This window comes from Planctobacterium sp. R6 (assembly GCF_055755215.1).
In genome coordinates this window covers 58,288-78,826 of the sequence record NZ_JBVTQY010000017.1, presented here as the reverse complement: position 1 = coordinate 78,826, position 20,539 = coordinate 58,288, and the positions used below count along the sequence as shown (strand labels likewise).

Here is a 20,539-nt window from a genome sequence, read left to right as displayed (position 1 = left end):
GACTATTGCTTACACAAAGATTCAATAAACTGATCGTGAGAGGGCAGCCGGGTTAATGGTTCATTTTTAACCCTGCGCAACTGCTTCATTAATTCAGGTAAATTATCTGGCGCGATATTATTGGCCAGCGGATGATAATCCTGAGGTTCAATACCCTGCCCCATCATCACCTGTAGCCATGACGGCTCGAGAAATAAATCGTTTTGCTCCCTGAAAAGTTTACCGTTCGCTCTGAACAACTCAATCTTGTGAGTCAGTGAATCAGGTACCTGCATTTCTCTTAAATCACGCCAGAACTGCGAGTCAGTCCGTTCATTGACATGATAGTGCAGGATAATAAAGTCTCTTATTTGCTCATATTCAAGTTGTGATTGCTTATTGAATTCTGCAACCATTTGAGGGTCAATACCGTTTTGCGGAAACATATGTACGAGTCGGGTCGCAGCAGATTGAATTAAATGGATACTGGTAGATTCCAGAGGTTCAAGGAAACCACTTGATAACCCAACAGCAATCACATTTTTATGCCACTGCTTTCTGGCACGCCCGGTTCTAAAACGAATAAAATTGGGGTCCTGTAGCGTTTTGTTTTCGAGGTTAGACATTAATTTGGCTAACGCTGCTTCCTCACTGTAATGGTTGCCTGAATAAACCAGTCCATTACCATTTCGGTGTTGTAGCGGAATTCGCCACTGCCATCCCGCATCGTGGGCAATCGCACGGGTATAAGGTTTTGTAATTTCATCACGCTCAGTTGGAATGGCTACAGCTCTGTCACAAGGCAACCAATGTCCCCAATCCTCATAACCTACGTTTAGTGTTTTTTGTAATAAAATTGCCCTAAACCCGGTGCAATCAATAAACAGATCACCAGATACTTCATGTCCTGATTTCAAGCGGAGGCTGGTGATATATCCGGACTCAGCGTCCTGGTCTACATGCTCTATTAACCCTTCAGTGCGTGTAACGCCCATTTTCTCACAATGAGTCCTCAAAAATTTCGCATACAAACCGGCATCAAAGTGATAAGCAAATGGCATTTCAACAACCGGGTCCTGTGTTTTAATAATGCCAAATTTACCGGCTTCCGCGGCCAAATAATTCAGGTCATAGTCCCAGATTGAATAAGGTTCGTTATAGTGACGCTGTGCCCTCTTAACAAGATGATGGAACAGGCAAAATGCGTATGATTTGCCCGGGGCACCAAATGTGTGGTAGTAGCTATGGCCTTGTGTTTTCCAGTTCTCAAATTTAATTGCTAATTTAAAACTGGCTTTGGTTTCACGAATAAAATCAGCTTCGTTAATACCCAACATGTTGTTGAGCAAACGTATCGGAGGAATCGTCGCTTCGCCTACGCCAACGGTCCCTATTTCTTCACTTTCTACCAACTCAACCTGAATTTGTACGCCAAGCAACTTTTTTAGAGTCGCGGCTGATATCCAACCTGCAGTTCCACCACCGACTATGACGACCTTTTTAATTTTATTATTCATTAAGACAATCCAAACTAGAGGAGCTATTGCTCTACCCTCTCAAGTTAGACAACGAAGAGCAATAGCCACTTATTATTAAAAAAGCCCCAACAGCAAGCTAATTGGGGCTATGACACATTTAAGTGTTGCTGACCCATAATGCGTCGAGCAACCTATCAATCACATTTAGAAAGAATAGTTGAAGCCAACCAGGAAGTTTCTTCCGTATGACTGGAACAATGTAACCTGACGAGGGTCGCCATTGGCAAACTGAATATCATCTTCATCCGTCAAATTCTGCCCTTGCAGGGTTACACGTAACCCTTGCAGATATTCAATGTCAGATTCGCTGAAATCATAACCAATTTGCGCATCCCAAAGCTCTCCGCCTTGACCGGTACTAGGTTGCAGACTGAGACTTAGTCCACGTGTTTCGGTGGCAAACGCATCACGTTTTGTACCCGATACACGAATTTCCCAACCGGCATTTTCATAGTACATTGTTAATGAATAAGACTCATCAGACAATCCAGGTACCCGTTCAACAGGTGCAGGTGTATCCCCTGTCACTTCATCCAACTGACCATCCAGGAAACTTGCACTGGCAAACATACCAAAGCCATCAAGCACATCTGCAATGTGGGCAAATGGCAAGCTCAATTGCAATTCCCAACCTCTTACATAGCCGGTTCTTCCATCTTGAGTAAAGTCAACTAAACCCAGCAGTGTACCAGGAGCCTGCCCATCAGATGTTTGATGAAATCCAGGAACATAAACTTCACTAAAGTCAGCCACGGCTTTGCCTTCGGTGTGCCAGTTGGTTAGATCTTTATAGAAGAATGAAACGGCAAAGTAAGCGTCATCTGCAAAGTAATTCTCATAGGCTAAATCGAACTGGTTTGCTTCCAGCGGTTGCAACGCAGGGTTACCAACGTTACCTGACCATGGACCACTTGCAGGTGACGTTGCCAAAATCACAGGATCGTTAAATTGGAAGTTTGCCTGATTGTTAGCTTTCATTTGATCCATTCTTGGACGCGTCATAACTTTTGACATCGCAGTACGAATAAATTGATCTTCAGCCACTTCCAGACTCAAGTTTAATGTTGGTAAGACATCAGTATATGAATCCTCTCCTGTTACTGGTACAGCAACGATAAAACCGTCATCACCAGCAAATGTACTGAAGCCAGATGAACTCTGATCTACGTCAACTACCTGAACACCGATATTACCTCTTAATAACTTTCCACCGATTTCAGTGTCAATATCAAGTTTCGCAAACAGAGTAGTCACTTCTTCATCTACAGTGTAAGTGTCACCTAATCGGCCGGCGTCAATAGGCTCTGCATCAGTTGCAGTGTAGTAACCACTGTTGTACAAGCCAAGAGAATCATAGGCCAGAACACCGGGTATGCCGATAAAGGACATATCTGCAACACCCAATACTTCCGGAATCGGACCTTGTCCTGGGTATTCAGGCGCAGTCAGGTAGAAACCTTTATTGATCTTAGTTTTTGCACGATCAGAATAGTTAACACCTGCAGTAACCTTGTTAAAGATGCCCCATTCAACTAAGCCTTCAACTTCAAAACGTACGCTGTCTAACTCTTCGTCAAAAATCGGAGCGTTAACGAATCCATCTTGTGCGTCACTGGCAATTGGTCCACCACCCCATGCCTGAGGCCCTGCCAGGGAAATAAGACTTGGATCGGTTAAGTCGGCGCTGGGTAATGTTGGATGCGCACTATACATAGGTCCATTCGGTGTCATAACCCATGAACGCGCTGAGCCAGGACGACCATCAACACCCGCTCTGCCCACACCAGAATAACTTTCTACATCTGTAAGTTCTTTATCCACAGAACTTGTCGATAAGTCAGCAATAAGGGTCCAGTTGTCGTTAATTGCATACTCAATGTTCAGGCCAAATGTTGTCAGCTCTGATTTTTGTTGACGCACATCATTGCGCACTACGGAGTAAAAATTGTCAAAATAACCAGCCGTTACTAATCCATTATCCGTTGCTGTAGGCGCCCATGGAGTTCCCCCCCAAACAGCACCACCTTCTTCAAGACCACGACGAGCATCATTTTCCTCAAAATCAATGTACAAAGCATCAAATTGAACTTTCAGATCATCATTAGGTGCATACTCAATAACACCGGCAATTGAGGTTCTTTCAAGCATCGCTGAGCGAGTGAAAGAGTCATGGCCTGTTAAGACTAGTTCGTCAGTCATAGCAACGCCTTCACCTTCTGTTGGTGGCGTTCCACCATTTAGAATTGGATCGTAACCCCAGGCTCTAAATTGATTTTCCTGACGTGGAGACTCCATGGTTGCCACTGTTAATGCAACACCTAAAGTATCATCAGCAAACTGGTCAACGAAGTTCATAGACAAACGATGCCCATCATTATCGAAGTCCGGGTTACCGGCGTCTTCACCATTTTTCTCAATATTGCCGTTAATGGTCAGTGTAGGATCAGCGCTCAAAGGTTTGATGGTTTGCAAATCAACGCTACCACCGATCCCCTGGGATACCATACCTGCTTCAGGTGTTTTGTAGACTAAGATATTGGCAACAATTTCTGTTGGGTACAAATCATATTCAACCCCACGGTTGTCACCCATACCCAAAAGTTCGCGACCATTTAGTGAAGTACCAACGTAGTTTTCATTAAAACCACGAACAGATAAGCCACTGGTACGACCGTTTCGACGTTCACCGGCCAGACCAGGTAAACGCGCTAACGATTCGGCAACAGAGGTATCAGGTAACTTACCGATATCTTCTGCAGACAGTGCTTCTACGATGGAGGTTTCGTCCATCTTAATTGCTTGTGCACGTTGTAGTGCACCGCGGATACCAGTGACCTGAATGACTTCAGTATTATCAGCAGCGTCTTCAGCTTCCTGAGCAACAACCGTAGTTGCTGTCAGGCCTGTCATCGCAGCAGATACCGAAAAGGCCAACATGCTTTTTTTGAATTGTGACATTGTGTTTTCCCGTTTTTATTACCAGAGTTAAGGGTCAGGCTGAAAATTGATTTCCTTTCTCAGCGTTTCTCTTATTTTTATTTACCAAGATTTTAACGCCTGAATTTGAAACGTGACAACTTCTTGCATACGTATTCATACTCATTATCGTACATTTTTTTAACATTTCCATTTTTGGAATTATTTTTACCTGAAGTACTTAAACCATTGTTTAATATAGATTTAAATTAAAGGAAGGGTAATTTTGAGAAACATTTGTGATGAACAAGTGAAACCATCACAAGACTTTTTCATGGGAACTTTAACAGCATATTTACATAATATGCATTGAAAGTGGCTTTCAAAATTAGTCGAAAAAACACCCTGTTTCGACTAAATCAAACGACATAAAAAACGCCACAAAATATGTGGCGTTTTTTCCTCACTCAGATTATTGCAAAGTGATTCGCAAATCCGGAGACGCTTTATCCGGGCCAATCAGTTCAATCAAATAGGTACCAGACTGAGCAATATTCAGACTCAAATCCCCCCCTACCGGCGCCAGAGTGAGTCTTTCACCAACAACAACACTGTTGCCTTGTGCACCTGCGCCCAGGTCTACGGTAGCCCAGTCTTCACTGGCAACTTTAAACTCGTAGCTTCCAGCTGCCAGAGGCAATGACAACGAATAGGTTTTAACACCATCAAACTGCAGTTCGTCCACCGTACTCCAGTCATTCATCGTACCGCGAATAAACACCGGCGTACTGCCATACATCCCCCCTTCAAACACACTCAGACTAATCGCATTCAAATCGGCGGCATCCATGGTAAAGATATAAACACCGTCAGTGGGGATTGTAATTTGTACATTACTGGCACCGGCATATAAGCCGTAATCTGACTCCAAAGACAGCGCTGAACCATCGCCGCCGAGGTTGACGGTTTCCCAATCTGCTGAGGCAACTTTGAATTCATAATCACCGGCCGCCATTTGCAACTGAACACCGTAAATGCCTGAGCCTTCATAAACAAACCGGTTGTTTTCGCTCCAGTCGTTCATGCTACCGCGCAAATATACACCGACTCCCGCGAAAGGTTCCTCCACTCTGACAGTAATGGATGGTGCCTGTGCATCGCTGGCATCTACAGAGAAAATATAGGATTCGCCAGAATCGGGAGTGAACATCAGATTATTACCATAACCCAAGGCCAGACTCTCTCCGGTAGTGATGACTTCACCATTGTCACCGGCGCCAAAATTAACTGTGGCCCAGTCTTCACTGGCAAATTTAAACTCGTACGTTACCCCCTCTACCAGGCTAATGGACACCTGATAAATGCCTTCCCCCTGATAGCTCAATGGGTTGGACGTGCCCCAGTCATTCATGTCTCCGCGGATGTAGACTGCGGTGTTGCCATAAACCGGCAGATCAGGTGTGCCGATGGTAGCGTATTGGTTAAGTCCAACTCCCTGAGCACCTTGCTGATGTTGAACAAACACCGCCAATGAATAAGCCGGTACAGTAAACTCTCCCTGTTCGCCATTTTCAGAGAAATAGGCAGCAGCCACCTGAGGATCAATCGAGTTCATTTGAACCGGATGCAAACTGAAACCGGATGCCGATGGGACTGCATGGGTTATGGCACTGTCTGTGGTATTAATCACCACAACGACAGCATCATAAAGTGGATCGATATCCTCCAGGTCTGCCCCATCATCTATGCTCATCACAATCAGGCCTGATTCCTGTTCGGGCCCCACGTTATGAAAGCCAATACGCGCTTTGATTTGCTCACCGCTGGTCAGGCGGAACAGTTTAGTTGACTGGCGGATATCCAGATATTCCTTAAAGACTTCAGCCGCAAACTGAATATCTGACATGGCGGCCGCCCGCCCTGCATCTGCCAGGATAGGACGGATCTCATCCCAGCGACTGCCATTTTCCGATTGCAATGGCATACCCACGTTCCAGTTATTGCCATTCATCGAGAAGTCGATTCGGTTAAACCAGTCACCGGCGTCATAGGTATTGCGGTCCATGGATTTTGAGCGCAATAAATCACCACCTTGCTGCAGGAACGGAATGCCCTGACTCAGCATCGCGGTCGCCATCGAAATGTTCTGCGCTCTGACCCGGTTCTCAATAGAGATATCAGACGGCAGGGTGTAATTTAGCTGATCCCACAAGGTTTCATTATCGTGTTTAGACACATAGTTGATAATGTCTGCCGGGTCCTGTGCATAACCTCCGATGGTATTGGTTTTGATAAAGGCATTCGTGGAACTCACGAACTGAAAATCAGTCAGCGTGCCAGCTAAAGACATTCTGATTTTGTCCTGAACCCGCAATGTTCCAGAACCAGTGTCACCACTGAACATGGCTGCACCGCGGATAGCTTCGCGGATCTGGTCGTTAAAGGTCCCCACTTCGGTACCCGCCATGTTCTTTTGGGTAGCCTGTTCAAAGAGACGGTCACCGCCCACTTCACCGAAGTCCCAACCTTCACCATAGAAATAATTATCGGGGTCCACGGACTGAACTGCCGCCCAGGAGTCCATTATGGCACTTTTAGGGATATGCCCCATCAGATCAAAACGGAAGGAATCGTAGCGATATTGTTCCGCCCACAACACCAAAGAATCAGACATGAATTTGGCCATCATGCGGTTTTCTGTTGCGGTATTTTCACAACAGGTTGAGCGTTCGATATCGCCGGTAACGGGGTTATACCTGTGATAGTAGCCAGGAACCACTTTATCAAACACCGAATTTTGGTTAGTACCAGAGGAAGAGGTATGGTTGTATACCACATCCAACGCGACACGCAGCCCCATGTCATGCAGAGCTTTAATCATGGTGCGCATCTCTACAATACGCGCTACCCCATCAGCGTCGGAAGCATAGGCGCCATCAGGCACATTAAAGTGATGCGGATCATAACCCCAGTTGAAACTGTCATAACCACGCATTGCCGCAACAAGAGCCTGTGCATCTTCTGACGCCGGATCATAACTTTCAAATACGGATAACAAAGTGGCAGAATCATCTTCAACACCACACACCGGCGCACCGCTATTTAATGCACATAAGTCCGCCACAGTGTCTTCCAGATTCACCACTTGCGCGGGATCTTCATTAATACTGGCAATATCGTTTGCCGGCATGATGTGATAGAAGTTTAATCCTTTCTCCACCAGGCTTTGCAGGTGTTGCACCGGCACCGAGCTGGCATCAGTGTAGGCCAGATATTTACCGCGATAGTCTTGCGACACCGAACTATCTAACGCGCTGAAATCACGAATATGTGCTTCATAAATAACAGCATCTTCGAAGTGTTCTATCACCGGTGACGAGTGACTATCCCAGTTGGCCGGTTTTAAATCATCGTCATTGAGATCAACGATTTGCGAATAACGGCCATTAGTTGCAACACTGACAGAATAAGGGTCAGTACTTTCCACAGTAACAAGGTCATTCTCAAGCGGATGGAAAACCGTCAGTTCGAAGCGGTAAAAGAGACGATCCAGTTCGGCGCGACTTCCGCTATAACTCCAAATACCAGTTGTCCCGTCATAGGTCATGGCTGTCGTATTCAGCGAGGCTTTATCAGCATCATACAATTTTAAGCTGACATTTTGCGCTGTAGGAGCCCATAGATTTAAGCTGACGGTATCTCCCTCATAGTGTGGACCGTAACTGGCCTCATCGGCATCACTTTCACCGCGGGTATAAAGATCATCCAGCACCGGCGCTATTTGCACACGAGTTGCAGCGGCAACGTCACCGTCAGCGTCCATAGCGACAACGATCAACTGAGATTTCAGCATTTGCTTAACCTGATCGACTTCAGCGTCTGTCGTCAGGCTATCCCAGTCTGCCTGATTTAACGCCAATGCCGCTTCGCTGTTCTGTGTCTCAGAAGTTGTCAGAGATACGTAATTGTCTCCGGCTATGCCGCTTTCAGGATCGAATTCCAGATCTGCACTTTCTGACCAGTACAGGCGAATATCGGCGTATTCACTGGTATCGGCTCCCCAAACTAAGGTATCACTGTATACCCAATGAACCTCGGCGTTTTGCACCGTGACCGGTATTTCAACAATGGCCTCATAAAATACATCTGACACACCCGACAGCGTCCAGGCCATACGTTCACCGGATAAATCCATCATCAAATCTTGCTGTGAAATATCTTTATTGCCATCGGCGTCATGCACAATAAAGTTCATACAATCTGAGTAGCCTTCCAGTAACGGTACGATGAAATAGCCACCATACACAGGATCTGTACCCATCACGGATGGCCCCTCTGGCCATGTAGTTGGCTCGGCTACCGTATCGGGGCAGTTTTCATTATTCCAAAGGTGCAATACCCAACCGTCATATTCTCCATCCGGACGATTGTAAAAAATAACCGCCTCATTATCCTGAGCAACCACAGTGGGAGCTGGTAATTCACAAGCATCACCGTCTGCATTGACCACTTCCGGTGCATCACATGACAGCGGTGCAGGCGTATCCGGGTTTGTGGATGGCGGTGGAATATCAGGAAGTTCCAGTTTATCAGACGAACAAGACAGCAGTGCCATGCTCATCAATGTCGAAGTCAGTAACTTCAGTTTGAGTGATGGTATTTTCATTATCATTTCCGGTTGAATTTGCAACACCTGGTATGCTCAAAGAGCAACTAAATGGACCTAACGCGGGAAATTAGTTTTTTAAACATTTATTTACAAGGCATTAACATATGCATACGTATGTAAAGCCGCATGAATACGTATGCAGCAGAACCGATAACAATTCGCTTCAACATTGACAATTTAAAAAATGAAGAGTACTTTGTGCCGCAGGTGGCAGAGGCGCCTGTTCCGCTCAAGATGACATCACTCTGAACAACCTCCTTTTTAACAAGGATTAAAGTACCGGTTCTGATGAACCTAAGTTGGCCCTGCGGAAACCAAATTACTTAGGAATCACATTATGACCGAATTAATCTTTGGCCCTGGCCTATTTAAAGTTTCCACAAACCTGCTTCCCTGTCAGATGACAGATATTGCGCTGCTTATTTTAGTGATTTGCTTGTATCGCCTTGCAGAACAGAATTTGTGCCGCTCACATTTTTCATCGAAGGGAGATGCCTGATGAAAAAGTCCATAACCGAACTCAAAATTAAAGCTAAAAAACAACAAAAATGGCTGGCGCAAACAGGAACTCCGCAGCCACTCACAATGTGCCAACAACAGATCGCATGTGAGGCTGGGTTTAACCATTGGCATCACGCCTCTGAGGTATTGACCGGCACAGGACAAGTCACACAGGACTATGGGTCACTTTGGTATCACCCCAAGTGCGCCACCCTGTTAAATCTATGGTTTGCTAACAGAGAAGAGGCAAAACAGGCACTATTGGCAGACAAGAGTAAAGTTCTTGTTCCTTTCAAAACACAGTACATTCTGGTTACGGAAGAATATCTGACGATGCTGGGCGTAAACGCTGTGTACATTGAACAACTGTTTGTCGGTGCTCGGGATCTTGTTGAAGTTTACGGCACGGCGCTGTTTGATGAAGTGGCAATGTGTTGCATTCTGCACCGACTGAAGTAACAGCAATAAAGACGCAAGGGTGAGCGCAGGCTCACCTTTTTCTGTTGACACCAATTAATGGTGGATGACAATTTTTTCCCGCAACTTTTGAATTTGTGCTCGCAGTAGTTCTGTTGACGGGTCTTTGGGACAACGTTCCACAAAATACTCATAATCTGCCGCAGCGACTTTAGGACAATCCAGTTGATGTAGCAAAAAGCCTCTGTCTCGAATTTCGAAAGGATCATCGGGACACAAGCTCAGTAACAAATCAATGGTAGATAAGGCGTTGTGGTATTTTTGTTCATTGATAAAAGAAGCTTTCAGATTTTGCAGCAGCCGCAAGATGGTTTCTTCACATCCCGTGGGCTCTAATGTTTCCAGAGGCATCTCTTTTTCAGCCTGCTCTCCCAGGATACTAAAATAGTTTTTTTCCAGTTGCTGCCAGTTAAGGCATTCGCCATTGAGAGGGTCGATAAACACAATTTTTGAGTCAGACACCTGAAACCGCACCAGAAAATGCCCGGGAAAGTTAACACCCTGCATTTTTAATCCCAGCGCATTACCTAACTGGCAAAAGACGATGGCCAAAGTTACAGGGATACCGGTGCGATATTGTAGTACTTCATCCAATAAATTATAGCGGGCTGCAAAATAGTTTTTACTGTCGCCACTAAAAGCCAGTTGCTGATAAAAGAAGGTTCTGAGGCGTTCAAAAGCAGCAAATTTGTCGTCTACATTACCGACAAACTTAGCGGCCTGATTGATAAGTTGCTCCATTTGGGAAATAGATTGCGCGATATCCAAATCACTTTTGTAACAACGCGAAATCAACAGCGCAGATTTAAATAAATTATGCTGCTGAATCGCATGTTTAAGCTCTATCACGGTATTTGTCCTTTATACATCACACTTATAGATGTTATCGGACTGGCAGGAAAATCCTTTATCAGAAAATGAAAGCTTGTTTGGTAACTGCAATTTTGCCAATCATGGCAAAAACCGCCACCGCGCCGACAAAAGCAACGCTTTTTATCACCTTGTTTTTACCCAGCTTCAATGCGAATAATCCCAACAAAATATAGGCAATCAGGCCAATCACTTTTTCTGTCAACCAGCCGTTGTAAAGCGGATATTGTGCCAGCAAAATGCACAAGGTGATGGCACTGGCTAACAAGACGGTATCTATCACGTGAGGGACTACCTTCACCCACTTTTTCGACATCATTCCACTGTTAGACATCACCCAAATAAAACGCAATACCAGAAGTAAAAAACTGACGGCGATTGCCGTCATATGAATATGTTTAACCATTAAGTACACTGCAGACTCCTGTTTTTCTTATTGTTACAACAGTTATGGTAATTATTGTTTGTCGGGATAGGCAAATATTATCGCTTCAAACTTTTTAATATTATCCAGCAAGGTATCCACTAACGCCGGATCAAAATGTTTTCCCCGCTCTTGCTGGAACTTTTCCACCACCTTTTCAACGGTCCAGGGCTCTTTATAACAGCGCGTTCCTCGCAGTGCGTCATAAACATCGGCAATGGCCGCAATGCGTGAGAACAGATTGATCTCTTTGCCTTTGATACCTCGCGGATAGCCGCTGCCATCCCAGCGCTCGTGATGCTCTCTGGCTAATAAAGCGGCGGTTTTTATAATGGGCTTATCACTGTCTCTGAGCAACTCGTAACCATCATTGGCATGCTTTTTCACCAGTTCAATTTCTTCTATGGATAATGGCCCGGGTTTAGTAAGTATCTCCACCGGAACACGCAGTTTGCCCACATCGTGTAACGGCACAGCCAGCTTAAGAATCCCGATTTCATCTTCTGACAAACCGTGCTCTCTGGCTAACAGCTCACATAAGATAGTCATACGTTCGATATGCCGACCACCACTAAGCTGGCATTCCATGGCCTGCCCCACTTTTTGCAGTATTTCTTTTTGGGTGTCCTCGATGTCTTTTGTAAGCAACACATTTTCAAAAGCCACCTGCACATGGCTGGCAAAGATCTCAATTAAATGCTTATCGTTGGCATTGAGTTTTCGCGGAATCCCGGACAAATATAACAGCGAACCCGGTTCTGTGTTGCTCTGGCAATAGGCAACCACATAATCATCAGCGTACACCACATCTTTTTCTCTCAACGCCTTTTTACAGGCGTTCAGAATATCGCCTTCAACGACCTCTTCCAGTGGGCGAACCGCTTTTTCAACTTCCGCGGCATTGTCATTCATACCCGAGAAGACAACAAAGCCACTGAGCTCGTGGCTACTGCCACCTCTGGTAGACGCCAGTGCGTTGGTGATATAGGCGGCGTCTGTAGCGCCTCCCAGTAATGAACTGAGCTGCTGAATTATGCCATCTATGAAGTTTTCCAAAGAGTGGATACTAAATAAATCTGCTGAGGCAGAAATGATCTTTTCCAGTCCTTTGCGGCTTTCTTCAATAGAAATAATATCCCGGTAGGAGCGCAAGGTAGCGATAATAACCGTAAATAACTTCTGCGCAGTGAGTTCGGTTTTTGATTTGTAGTCGTTGATATCGTAATTGACGATGACGTGTTTTTCAGGAGCCTGGCCCGGTTGCCCGGTTCTGAGAATAATGCGGGTAAAATGATTGTTGGCTTCATTGCGAATGAATTCAGCCACCTTGAGACCGGCGTCATCCGTTTCCATCACCACATCCAGTAGCACGACCGCAATGTCATCGTGCTCCATAAAGACCTTTTTCGCCTCTTCACCACTGTGGGCACTGATAAATTCCAGGTCTTTTTCCTGAAACACAAAGTCGCTTAGTGCCAGCTTAGTGACGGCATGAACTTCAGGTTCATCATCTACAACTAAAATTTTCCATGAGCCCCGCTCTTCAATTTCTTCTTCTTCAGAATCATCAGCGAAAAGAAAATCGTCAGACATCCAGTTTCCCTCAATAACGACAATAACTAGTTTTACACCTTTTAAACTAGTCTTTTATAAAGGGTTATGCAACTTGAATTGAGCGAATGTCACCCTGTCGTGACCAGCGTAATCCTGACGGGTCTGAATTTGCTCATACCCTGCATCAGCAAATAATTCCCGGATGACATTAGCCTGTTTAAATCCGTGCTCAATCAGCAACCAACCATCAGATTTCAGGTGTTGTCGCGCTTGCGGAATAATTAGTCGGATGTCATCCAGCCCGTCTTGGCCCGATGTCAAAGCGCTGCCGGGTTCGAAACGCAAGTCCCCCTGAGTTAGATACGCACTATCAGACTCTACATAAGGCGGGTTTGTCACTATCACATCGAAAGCTTGCTCACCCAACGCGGAAAACCAATGGCTTACCAGAAATCTGGCATTTTCTACGTGATTTTTGCGTTGATTATGGGCGGCCAGTTGCACCGCTTCAGAAATCCGATCGCAACCGGTAACCTGCCAGCCTTTGCGCTCACTGGCTATCGCCAGAGCAATTGCCCCGGTGCCTGTACCCAGGTCCAGACAGCTACTGTTATCTGCAACCGTCAGGTCCAGGGTTAACTCCACTAACAACTCTGTTTCCGGGCGCGGTATCAGGGTAGATTCATTGACGTCCAGCGACAACGTCCAGAAATCCTGATGCCCGATAATATAAGACACAGGACACCCCTGAATTCGTTGCTGTAGATAATCCTGCCAAAGACAGGCTTGTTCAGAAGTTAATATATAATTAGCATCGACAATGAGTTTGGTGCGATTGCAGTGCAGAACGTCGCAAAGCAGTGTTTCAACATCTGTTTTTGCACTGTCTGAATGGTTTTTTAGCGCCTGAATGCCCATATCAAGCGCTTGCTGGATAGTCAGATTGTCCACAAATTTCAGGTGTTACAGGTCATCAGACAATGACGCCAACAGGTCTGCCTGATGCTCTTGCTTGATGGGTTCCAGCACAGCGTCCAGCTCCCCTTCAATCACATCTTCCAGTTTATATAAAGTAAGATTGATACGGTGATCAGTCAACCGGCCTTGCGGGAAGTTATAGGTGCGAATTCGCTCTGAGCGGTCACCACTTCCCACCAGGCTGCGACGAGTGCTGGCTTCCTCAGCGGCGCGTTTATCTTCTTCCACCTGGTTTAAACGAGCCTGCAATACCGACATCGCCTTGGCGCGGTTTTTGTGTTGTGAACGCTCATCCTGACACTCCACTACCAGGCCCGTAGGTAGGTGAGTGATACGAATTGCAGAATCGGTCTTGTTTACGTGCTGTCCACCGGCACCGCTGGCCCGGAAGGTATCCACCCGCAAATCTGCAGAATTAATTTCGATTGCTTCAGACTCAGGGATTTCTGGCAAGACGGCTACCGTGCAAGCAGAAGTATGGATGCGTCCCTGAGATTCGGTTTCTGGTACCCGTTGCACCCGGTGACCACCAGATTCAAACTTCATGGTGCCATAGGCGCCATCACCTACCAGGTTGGCGATGATCTCTTTGTAGCCACCATGTTCGCCTTCATTGGCGCTGATGGTTTCAATGCGCCAGCCTTGTTTTTCTGCATAGCGACTGTACATACGGAACAAATCACCGGCAAAGATAGCAGCTTCATCACCGCCAGCACCGGCACGAATTTCCAAAAAGCAACTCATGTCGTCGTTGGGATCTTTGGGCAACAGCAGAATTTGCAGTTCCTGCTCCAATTGTGCGATGTTGTCTTTGGCTTGTTTGTATTCTTCCTGCGCCATTTCCTGCAACTCAGGATCATTTTCCTGCATCATCTCCTGTGCTGTCGCTAAATCTTCTTCCGCCTGCTGCCAGGACTTAAAGCACTTAACCAGTTCTTCCAGTTGCGAATACTCTTTAGATAGCGCCCGAAACTTGTTCTGATCGGAAATGATCTCAGGCGCACTCAGCATCACCTGAATTTCTTCAAAACGTTCTATCAGCGTTTCTAGTTTAGTAACAACAGATGCTTTCATTTACAGTTAATTCTCTTCTACATTATTCGGTTCAAGTTTATAAACTTCTGACAACTTGTTTAACAGTGTCATATCTTGTGCTTCTGCGGCCTGCTTAATCGCTTGCGTTGGTGCATGGCTTAGCGTGTTGGTGAGCTTATTGGCAAGCTCTGTAAGCACAATGTCAGGTTCAGCCCCTTCACTCAACAGGTTCCTCGCCCGTTGCAGTAATTTTTGCTTTTCGTTCTCGTGTTTTAGCCGCAATTGCCGGATCAAATCACTGTGTTGTTGGCGATTTTGCCACGAAACCCATTTGTTTACCTCTTCGACAATCAGGCTTTTCGCTTCATCAGCGGCTTTTTGCCGGGAAGCTACATTTTGCGCCACTATCGTTTGTAAATCATCGACCGTATACAAAAAAGCGCCATCTAATTCGTTGCACTCTTCTTCAATATCCCGGGGGACCGCCAGGTCAATCAGCAACATGGGTTTGTAACGACGGTGCTTCAGTGCCGATTCCACCATACCTTTACCCACCAGAGGCAACTGACTTGCCGTGGAGCTGATCACAATATCGGCGTCGGCCAGACGGGTATGCAGTTGCGATAAAGTAATAGTAGAAGCACCAAACTGGCGGGCCAATTCCTCTCCGCGAGACAGGGTTCGGTTTGCGACAACCATGTCTTTCACCCCCTGGTCAGCCAAATGCCGGGCCACTAACTCAATGGTCTCCCCGGCACCAATTAACAACACTTTACTTTTGGTAACATCGGTAAATATGTGTCTGGCTAATTGTACGGCGGCAAACGCCACTGATACCGCGTTTTCGCCGATTTCAGTTTCGGTACGCACTCGTTTAGCCGCCGCAAAGGCAGTTTGAAATAGTCGTTCAAAGCCACTGTTTACCGTACCGACATGTCTGGCACTGGTATAGGCTTGTTTTAGCTGCCCTAATATTTGTGGTTCGCCCAGAATCAGGGAGTCTAAACCACTGGCCACTGACATCAGATGCGCCACAGCCTCGGTATCCTGATGGCAATAGGTCATTTCCCGCAACTCTTTGTGCGGCAAACGGTGAAAATCAGCTAACCAGGTTATCAGGGCATCCGCGGAAACATCATCTACATCAATATAAATTTCAGTGCGATTACAGGTAGACAGGATCACGCTTTCATTGACTTGCTGCCAGGCATTTAACTCTGTTAAGGCTTCCAGCAATAATTCTGGAGAAAAGGCGACCTTCTCCCGAATTTCCACTGGAGCGGTATCATGGTTAACGCCAATCGTAAGTAGCGACATTGAATCCCGTTGTTCTCTGGTATGTTAATTTTAGCCCGCGCCGAAATAAACTATGCCATCGGCGGCGCAAAAGGCGCGACATTTTACGCAAATCCTAAGCTATTTAAAAGTACCCTACTCTATAGCTCAACACTTAATAATCTATTTCGGTTATTAGAAAAATAGATTAACAAAATTAAAGTGGTATCTTTTATCCGATTTACGTTAACCTTTTGCACCTGTCACAAATTAACATCTGATATTGTCCTTAATGTTGCACAACGCGAGAAAAAGTTTGCATAAAATACTGGTGATACTGTCAATATTGTTGCTTTCAGCCTGTGCGACCAGGCCTGAAATACGCTTCCAGGATGCCTCTGTAGCCGGTAAGTTTCCGCAACATTGGACCATAGACGGTCGCATTGCGTTTAAATCTCCGGAAGAAAAATTCAGCGCCTCAATGACCTGGGAACAAGATGATCAGGACTACTTGTTGAGATTGTCGAAACTCATTGGTGGTACACTGCTAACCATGCAAAAAACGGGCGAGCGCGTGCTGCTGGAAGTAGACGACAACACATTTACCGACAGCAATGCCACACGCCTTATTTATCAAAATACCGGATGGAACATTCCGGTTGACGATTTAAAATACTGGATTTCTGGCCGTCTTAACCAGGCTGGTGCTTCCGTGAAGGCTGTTCAGCGGGACGAGAATGGCAGGCTCTGGTCATTTACCAGCCAGGATGGTTGGCGAGTCAAATATCAAAACTATAAGGTGTTTTCTGGCACAGCGCTGCCCCACAACATTTTACTGAGTCACAATAAACTGCAATTAAAAATCCGCATTAGCGAATGGCATTTTAAAGGTTAACAAATTAGCTATGTTCCTATCCCGACACTGGCCCAGTCCGGCAAAGCTCAATTTATTTCTGCATATTACCGGTCGCCGCTCAGACGGTTATCACGAATTGCAATCGCTGTTCCAGATGTTAGATGTAGGTGATGAACTGCACTTTAATATCACCGACGATCCTGAAATTTTACTGTTAAGCCACTTTCCCGAAGTACCCCATGAGCAAAACCTGATTGTCAGAGCCGCCAAACTTCTACAAACATTTTGTGGTGTCTCAAAGGGCTGCACAATAGAAGTGGACAAAATATTGCCAATGGGCGGCGGTATCGGTGGGGGCTCTTCCAACGCGGCCACGACGTTAGTGGCCTTAAACCACCTTTGGCGATGCAATCTCACCAACCAACAATTGCAACATCTGGGGTTGCAACTGGGTGCCGATGTACCGGTATTTATCAACGGTAAAACCACGTTTGCCACCGGAGTTGGCGAGCAGTTTCAGGCAGCGCCAGAAACACAGCAAACCTTTCTGGTAGTAAACCCAGGTGTACATGTATCCACCGCGGAGGTTTTTACTGATCCGGAGTTACCCAGAAATAGCGCGCTGCTCGACACAGCTCATTACCGTTTTGAAGACACCCGCAATGACTGCCAGGCACTGGTTTGTAAAAAGCATCCAGTTATTGCAAATACGTTACAGTGGTTGTTACAATACGCGCCGTCAAGAATGACGGGAACAGGAGCCAGCATTTTCGGTGTATTTAATCACCCTGAAGATGCCCAAAAGGCGCTGCATGATTTACCTGAACATTGCTCAGGTTTTGTCGCTCAAGGGTGTGTCGAATCGCCTTTACACAAGCGGCTAAGTCAGGAACTTCCCGAATTTTAAAACCGAGTTGGCAGCAGGTTTTTACCATGATTATCTGGCGAAAATTCACGCTTACCCGACCATAACACAATTACATTAACGGAGTTGTTGCTTTCAGGGTCGGGACATTAGCTTTTACTATTTCTCCCCTATGTTAGAACAACAGGCTCCACCTACTTTTCTGAGGAAAAACGTAGTGCCCGATATGAAGCTTTTTGCCGGTAACGCGACGCCTGACCTGGCTCAAAAAGTCGCTGACAGACTATATACTAAATTAGGTCACGCCAGCGTTGGCCGATTCAGCGATGGTGAAATCAGTGTCGAAATTCATGAGAACGTCAGGGGAGCGGATGTGTTCATCATTCAATCCACTTGCGCGCCTTGCAACGATAATCTGATGGAATTGATTGTTATGGTAGACGCGCTGCGCCGCGCATCTTCTGGCAGAATCACCGCGGTAATCCCCTACTTCGGTTATGCCCGTCAAGACCGTCGAGTTCGCTCTGCCCGTGTGCCAATTACTGCAAAAGTGGTTGCCGACTTTCTATCTAACGTCGGTGTTGATCGCGTACTCACTATCGATTTACACGCTGAACAGATTCAGGGCTTTTTCGACGTACCAGTAGACAATGCTTTTGGTACGCCAATTCTGTTAGAAGACATGCGCAAGCGCGACTTTAACAACCCGGTTGTAGTTTCTCCTGATATTGGCGGTGTGGTAAGAGCACGTGCTGTTGCCAAGCTAATGAACGATATCGACCTGGCTATCATCGATAAGCGTCGTCCAAAAGCCAACGTAGCTCAGGTAATGCACATTATCGGTGAAGTAGAAGGCCGTGATTGTATTATCGTCGATGACATGATTGATACCGGCGGCACTCTGGCAAAAGCTGCAGATGCATTAAAGGCCCATGGCGCAAATCGCGTATACGCTTATGCCACCCACGCTATATTCTCCGGCAATGCCGCCAGCAACCTGGAAAACTCAGTAATTGACGAAATCGTTATCACTGACAGTATTCCGTTATCTCCGGCCATGCAAAAAGTCAGTAAAGTTAAACAGCTTGGCTTGTCCAAAATGTTAGCCGAAGCCATTCGTCGTCTGAGCAACGAAGAATCTATCTCGGCAATGTTCGAGCATTAATATTGCTATGAGTGGTCTGCTGCAGACCACTCCTCCCCGCCCCGCACATTAATCTCCATAAATATCAAACTATTGATTGTGCTACCCCTTTGCTAATGTTAGAATTCGCCGCCCTTTTTTGAGGGTAAGCACAGCTGTAATTCCGCAGTAAAGTGCGTTCGACGAAAATTTTGGTCGCGAAATTTTCGTAATTTTAAGATTTATTGGAGTAATTTATGCCAGAAGCAATTTTTAATCTGGATGCAGAAGTCAGAACTGACTTAGGGAAAGGTGCGAGCCGCCGCCTTCGTCACGCTGATAAAGTTCCTGCGATCCTGTACGGTGCCGACAAAGAGCCAGTTTCATTAACTTTAGCTCATAACAAAGTTTTCCAGGCGCAAGAGTTTGAAGCTTTCTATTCTCACGTTTTAACACTGAACATCGGTGGCGAGAAAGTTGAAGCTTTGGTTAAAGACATGCAACGTCACCCGTACAAGCCTAAGATCATGCACTTAGACTTTTTACGTGTAGATGCATCTCACGCTTTAACTACAAACGTTCCATTGCACTTCGTGAATGAAGAAGCTGCACCTGCGATCAAAACTGACGGCGGTCACGCTGAGCACCATATTGCTGACATCGAAATCAGCTGTTTGCCTGCTAACCTGCCAGAGTTCATCGAAGTTGATCTGATGGATGTTGCGTTAGGTCAAACTGTTCACCTTTCTGATCTTAAATTGCCAGAAGGTGTTACTTCAGTTGAGCTTGCTAAAGGTGAAGGCCATGATGTTGCAGTTGTAACTATCAAGGCTGCTAAAGGCGGTGCTGCTGAAGAAGCAGAAGAAGAGACTACAGAGGAATAATCTGCTTGTCAGATATTCGTCTTATCGTGGGCCTGGGAAATCCGGGCCCCGAATATCAAAACACACGCCATAATGCGGGCAGTTGGGTAGTAGAACAACTGGCTCGACAATCAAACATTCCCCTTAAAGCTGATAACAAATTTTTTGGTTTAACTGGTCGAGGCATTATAGCCGGTCAGGATGTTCGCTTGCTTATCCCCACCACTTATATGAATAAAAGCGGTCAATCCGTCGGTGCGGTAATGCAGTTCTACAAATTACAACCAGAGAATCTGTTAGTGGCTTTTGACGAGCTGGATCTCGAACCTGGTATCGTTAAATTCAAAGTCGGTGGCAGTTCCAGCCAAAACGGCATTCGCGATATTGTCAAAGCACTTGGCAATAACAAAGAATTCCTGCGCTTGCGCGTTGGCATCGGACACCCAGGCTCCCGTGATCGTGTAACCGGTCACGTGTTGGGTAAAGCCTCGGCGAAAGATCAAAATAAAATGGATGCGGCAATAGACGAAGCGTTGCGCTGTATCGATATACTGTTTAAACAAGATATTAAAGCCGCAATGAATCGCTTGCATTCATTTAAAGGCTGACTCTGCTT

General features: G+C 45.9%; 15 protein-coding genes. 6 read left to right on the top strand and 9 right to left on the bottom strand.

Annotated elements, in window-relative coordinates:
* Positions 1-2: 2 nt before the first annotated feature.
* From AC0J20_RS12540 to AC0J20_RS12530, 3 genes are all read right to left on the bottom strand, one after another.
* A complete protein-coding gene (locus AC0J20_RS12540) occupies positions 3-1,496 on the bottom strand; it encodes a tryptophan halogenase family protein (protein WP_473021894.1) in 1,494 nt (497 codons plus the stop codon).
* Between the two features lie 165 nt (positions 1,497-1,661).
* Complete coding sequence (locus AC0J20_RS12535) at positions 1,662-4,475, bottom strand: TonB-dependent receptor (RefSeq protein WP_473021893.1); 2,814 nt, start codon at positions 4,473-4,475, stop codon at positions 1,662-1,664.
* Between the two features lie 430 nt (positions 4,476-4,905).
* Positions 4,906-9,099, bottom strand: coding sequence for an alpha-1,6-glucosidase domain-containing protein (locus AC0J20_RS12530; RefSeq protein WP_473021892.1), 4,194 nt, complete (start codon positions 9,097-9,099; stop codon positions 4,906-4,908).
* Positions 9,100-9,600: 501 nt separating this feature from the next.
* Between AC0J20_RS12530 and AC0J20_RS12525 the strand changes: the two genes are divergently transcribed.
* Positions 9,601-10,062, top strand: coding sequence for a hypothetical protein (locus AC0J20_RS12525; protein ID WP_473021891.1), 462 nt, complete (start codon positions 9,601-9,603; stop codon positions 10,060-10,062).
* 54 nt (positions 10,063-10,116) lie between these two features.
* On the opposite strand, the gene AC0J20_RS12520 is transcribed toward AC0J20_RS12525, so the two are convergent.
* The 6 genes from AC0J20_RS12520 to hemA form a co-directional block, all read right to left on the bottom strand.
* Positions 10,117-10,929: a SirB1 family protein gene (locus AC0J20_RS12520; protein ID WP_473021890.1), complete on the bottom strand. Its 813-nt coding sequence runs from the start codon at positions 10,927-10,929 to the stop codon at positions 10,117-10,119.
* A 61-nt stretch (positions 10,930-10,990) separates the two neighbouring features.
* Complete coding sequence (locus AC0J20_RS12515) at positions 10,991-11,356, bottom strand: SirB2 family protein (RefSeq protein WP_229528028.1); 366 nt, start codon at positions 11,354-11,356, stop codon at positions 10,991-10,993.
* A 51-nt stretch (positions 11,357-11,407) separates the two neighbouring features.
* Positions 11,408-12,967 (bottom strand): response regulator, encoded by a 1,560-nt coding sequence (locus tag AC0J20_RS12510; RefSeq protein ID WP_229527564.1) that lies wholly within the window; start codon positions 12,965-12,967, stop codon positions 11,408-11,410.
* 54 nt (positions 12,968-13,021) lie between these two features.
* A complete protein-coding gene (gene prmC / locus AC0J20_RS12505; protein WP_473021889.1) occupies positions 13,022-13,879 on the bottom strand; it encodes a peptide chain release factor N(5)-glutamine methyltransferase in 858 nt (285 codons plus the stop codon).
* Positions 13,880-13,891: 12 nt separating this feature from the next.
* The gene (prfA, locus tag AC0J20_RS12500; protein ID WP_473021888.1) at positions 13,892-14,980 is read right to left on the bottom strand and encodes a peptide chain release factor 1; all 1,089 of its coding nucleotides are present in this window, start codon (positions 14,978-14,980) and stop codon (positions 13,892-13,894) included.
* Positions 14,981-14,986: 6 nt separating this feature from the next.
* A complete protein-coding gene (gene hemA / locus AC0J20_RS12495) occupies positions 14,987-16,258 on the bottom strand; it encodes a glutamyl-tRNA reductase (RefSeq protein ID WP_473021887.1) in 1,272 nt (423 codons plus the stop codon).
* A gap of 274 nt (positions 16,259-16,532) precedes the next feature.
* Here hemA and lolB point away from each other — a divergent pair, with 274 nt between their 5' ends.
* The 5 genes from lolB to pth all read left to right on the top strand — a co-directional run bounded on the left by lolB (position 16,533) and on the right by pth (position 20,531).
* Positions 16,533-17,111, top strand: coding sequence for a lipoprotein insertase outer membrane protein LolB (gene lolB, locus AC0J20_RS12490; RefSeq protein WP_377307039.1), 579 nt, complete (start codon positions 16,533-16,535; stop codon positions 17,109-17,111).
* Between the two features lie 10 nt (positions 17,112-17,121).
* Positions 17,122-17,979 carry a 4-(cytidine 5'-diphospho)-2-C-methyl-D-erythritol kinase gene (gene ispE / locus AC0J20_RS12485; RefSeq protein WP_229527569.1) on the top strand — a complete coding sequence of 286 codons (858 nt, stop codon included), beginning with the start codon at positions 17,122-17,124 and terminating at the stop codon, positions 17,977-17,979.
* Between the two features lie 175 nt (positions 17,980-18,154).
* On the top strand, positions 18,155-19,102 hold the full coding sequence (locus AC0J20_RS12480) for a ribose-phosphate pyrophosphokinase (RefSeq protein WP_229527570.1): 948 nt from the start codon (positions 18,155-18,157) through the stop codon (positions 19,100-19,102).
* Positions 19,103-19,317: 215 nt separating this feature from the next.
* Positions 19,318-19,944 (top strand): 50S ribosomal protein L25/general stress protein Ctc, encoded by a 627-nt coding sequence (locus AC0J20_RS12475; RefSeq protein WP_229527571.1) that lies wholly within the window; start codon positions 19,318-19,320, stop codon positions 19,942-19,944.
* Positions 19,945-19,949: 5 nt separating this feature from the next.
* On the top strand, positions 19,950-20,531 hold the full coding sequence (gene pth / locus AC0J20_RS12470) for an aminoacyl-tRNA hydrolase (protein WP_473021884.1): 582 nt from the start codon (positions 19,950-19,952) through the stop codon (positions 20,529-20,531).
* Positions 20,532-20,539: the final 8 nt, after the last annotated feature.

What these genes read in the sequence shown, in the direction of transcription:
- AC0J20_RS12535 (WP_473021893.1), bottom strand. Translation starts at nt 4,475, where the DNA reads ATGTCACAATTCAAAAAAAGCATGTTGGCCTTTTCGGTATCTGCTGCG.
- prfA (WP_473021888.1), bottom strand. Translation starts at nt 14,980, where the DNA reads ATGAAAGCATCTGTTGTTACTAAACTAGAAACGCTGATAGAACGTTTT.
- AC0J20_RS12530 (WP_473021892.1), bottom strand. Translation starts at nt 9,099, where the DNA reads ATGAAAATACCATCACTCAAACTGAAGTTACTGACTTCGACATTGATG.
- AC0J20_RS12510 (WP_229527564.1), bottom strand. Translation starts at nt 12,967, where the DNA reads ATGTCTGACGATTTTCTTTTCGCTGATGATTCTGAAGAAGAAGAAATT.
- hemA (WP_473021887.1), bottom strand. Translation starts at nt 16,258, where the DNA reads ATGTCGCTACTTACGATTGGCGTTAACCATGATACCGCTCCAGTGGAA.
- AC0J20_RS12525 (WP_473021891.1), top strand. Translation starts at nt 9,601, where the DNA reads ATGAAAAAGTCCATAACCGAACTCAAAATTAAAGCTAAAAAACAACAA.
- AC0J20_RS12475 (WP_229527571.1), top strand. Translation starts at nt 19,318, where the DNA reads ATGCCAGAAGCAATTTTTAATCTGGATGCAGAAGTCAGAACTGACTTA.
- AC0J20_RS12540 (WP_473021894.1), bottom strand. Translation starts at nt 1,496, where the DNA reads ATGAATAATAAAATTAAAAAGGTCGTCATAGTCGGTGGTGGAACTGCA.
- AC0J20_RS12515 (WP_229528028.1), bottom strand. Translation starts at nt 11,356, where the DNA reads ATGGTTAAACATATTCATATGACGGCAATCGCCGTCAGTTTTTTACTT.
- ispE (WP_229527569.1), top strand. Translation starts at nt 17,122, where the DNA reads ATGTTCCTATCCCGACACTGGCCCAGTCCGGCAAAGCTCAATTTATTT.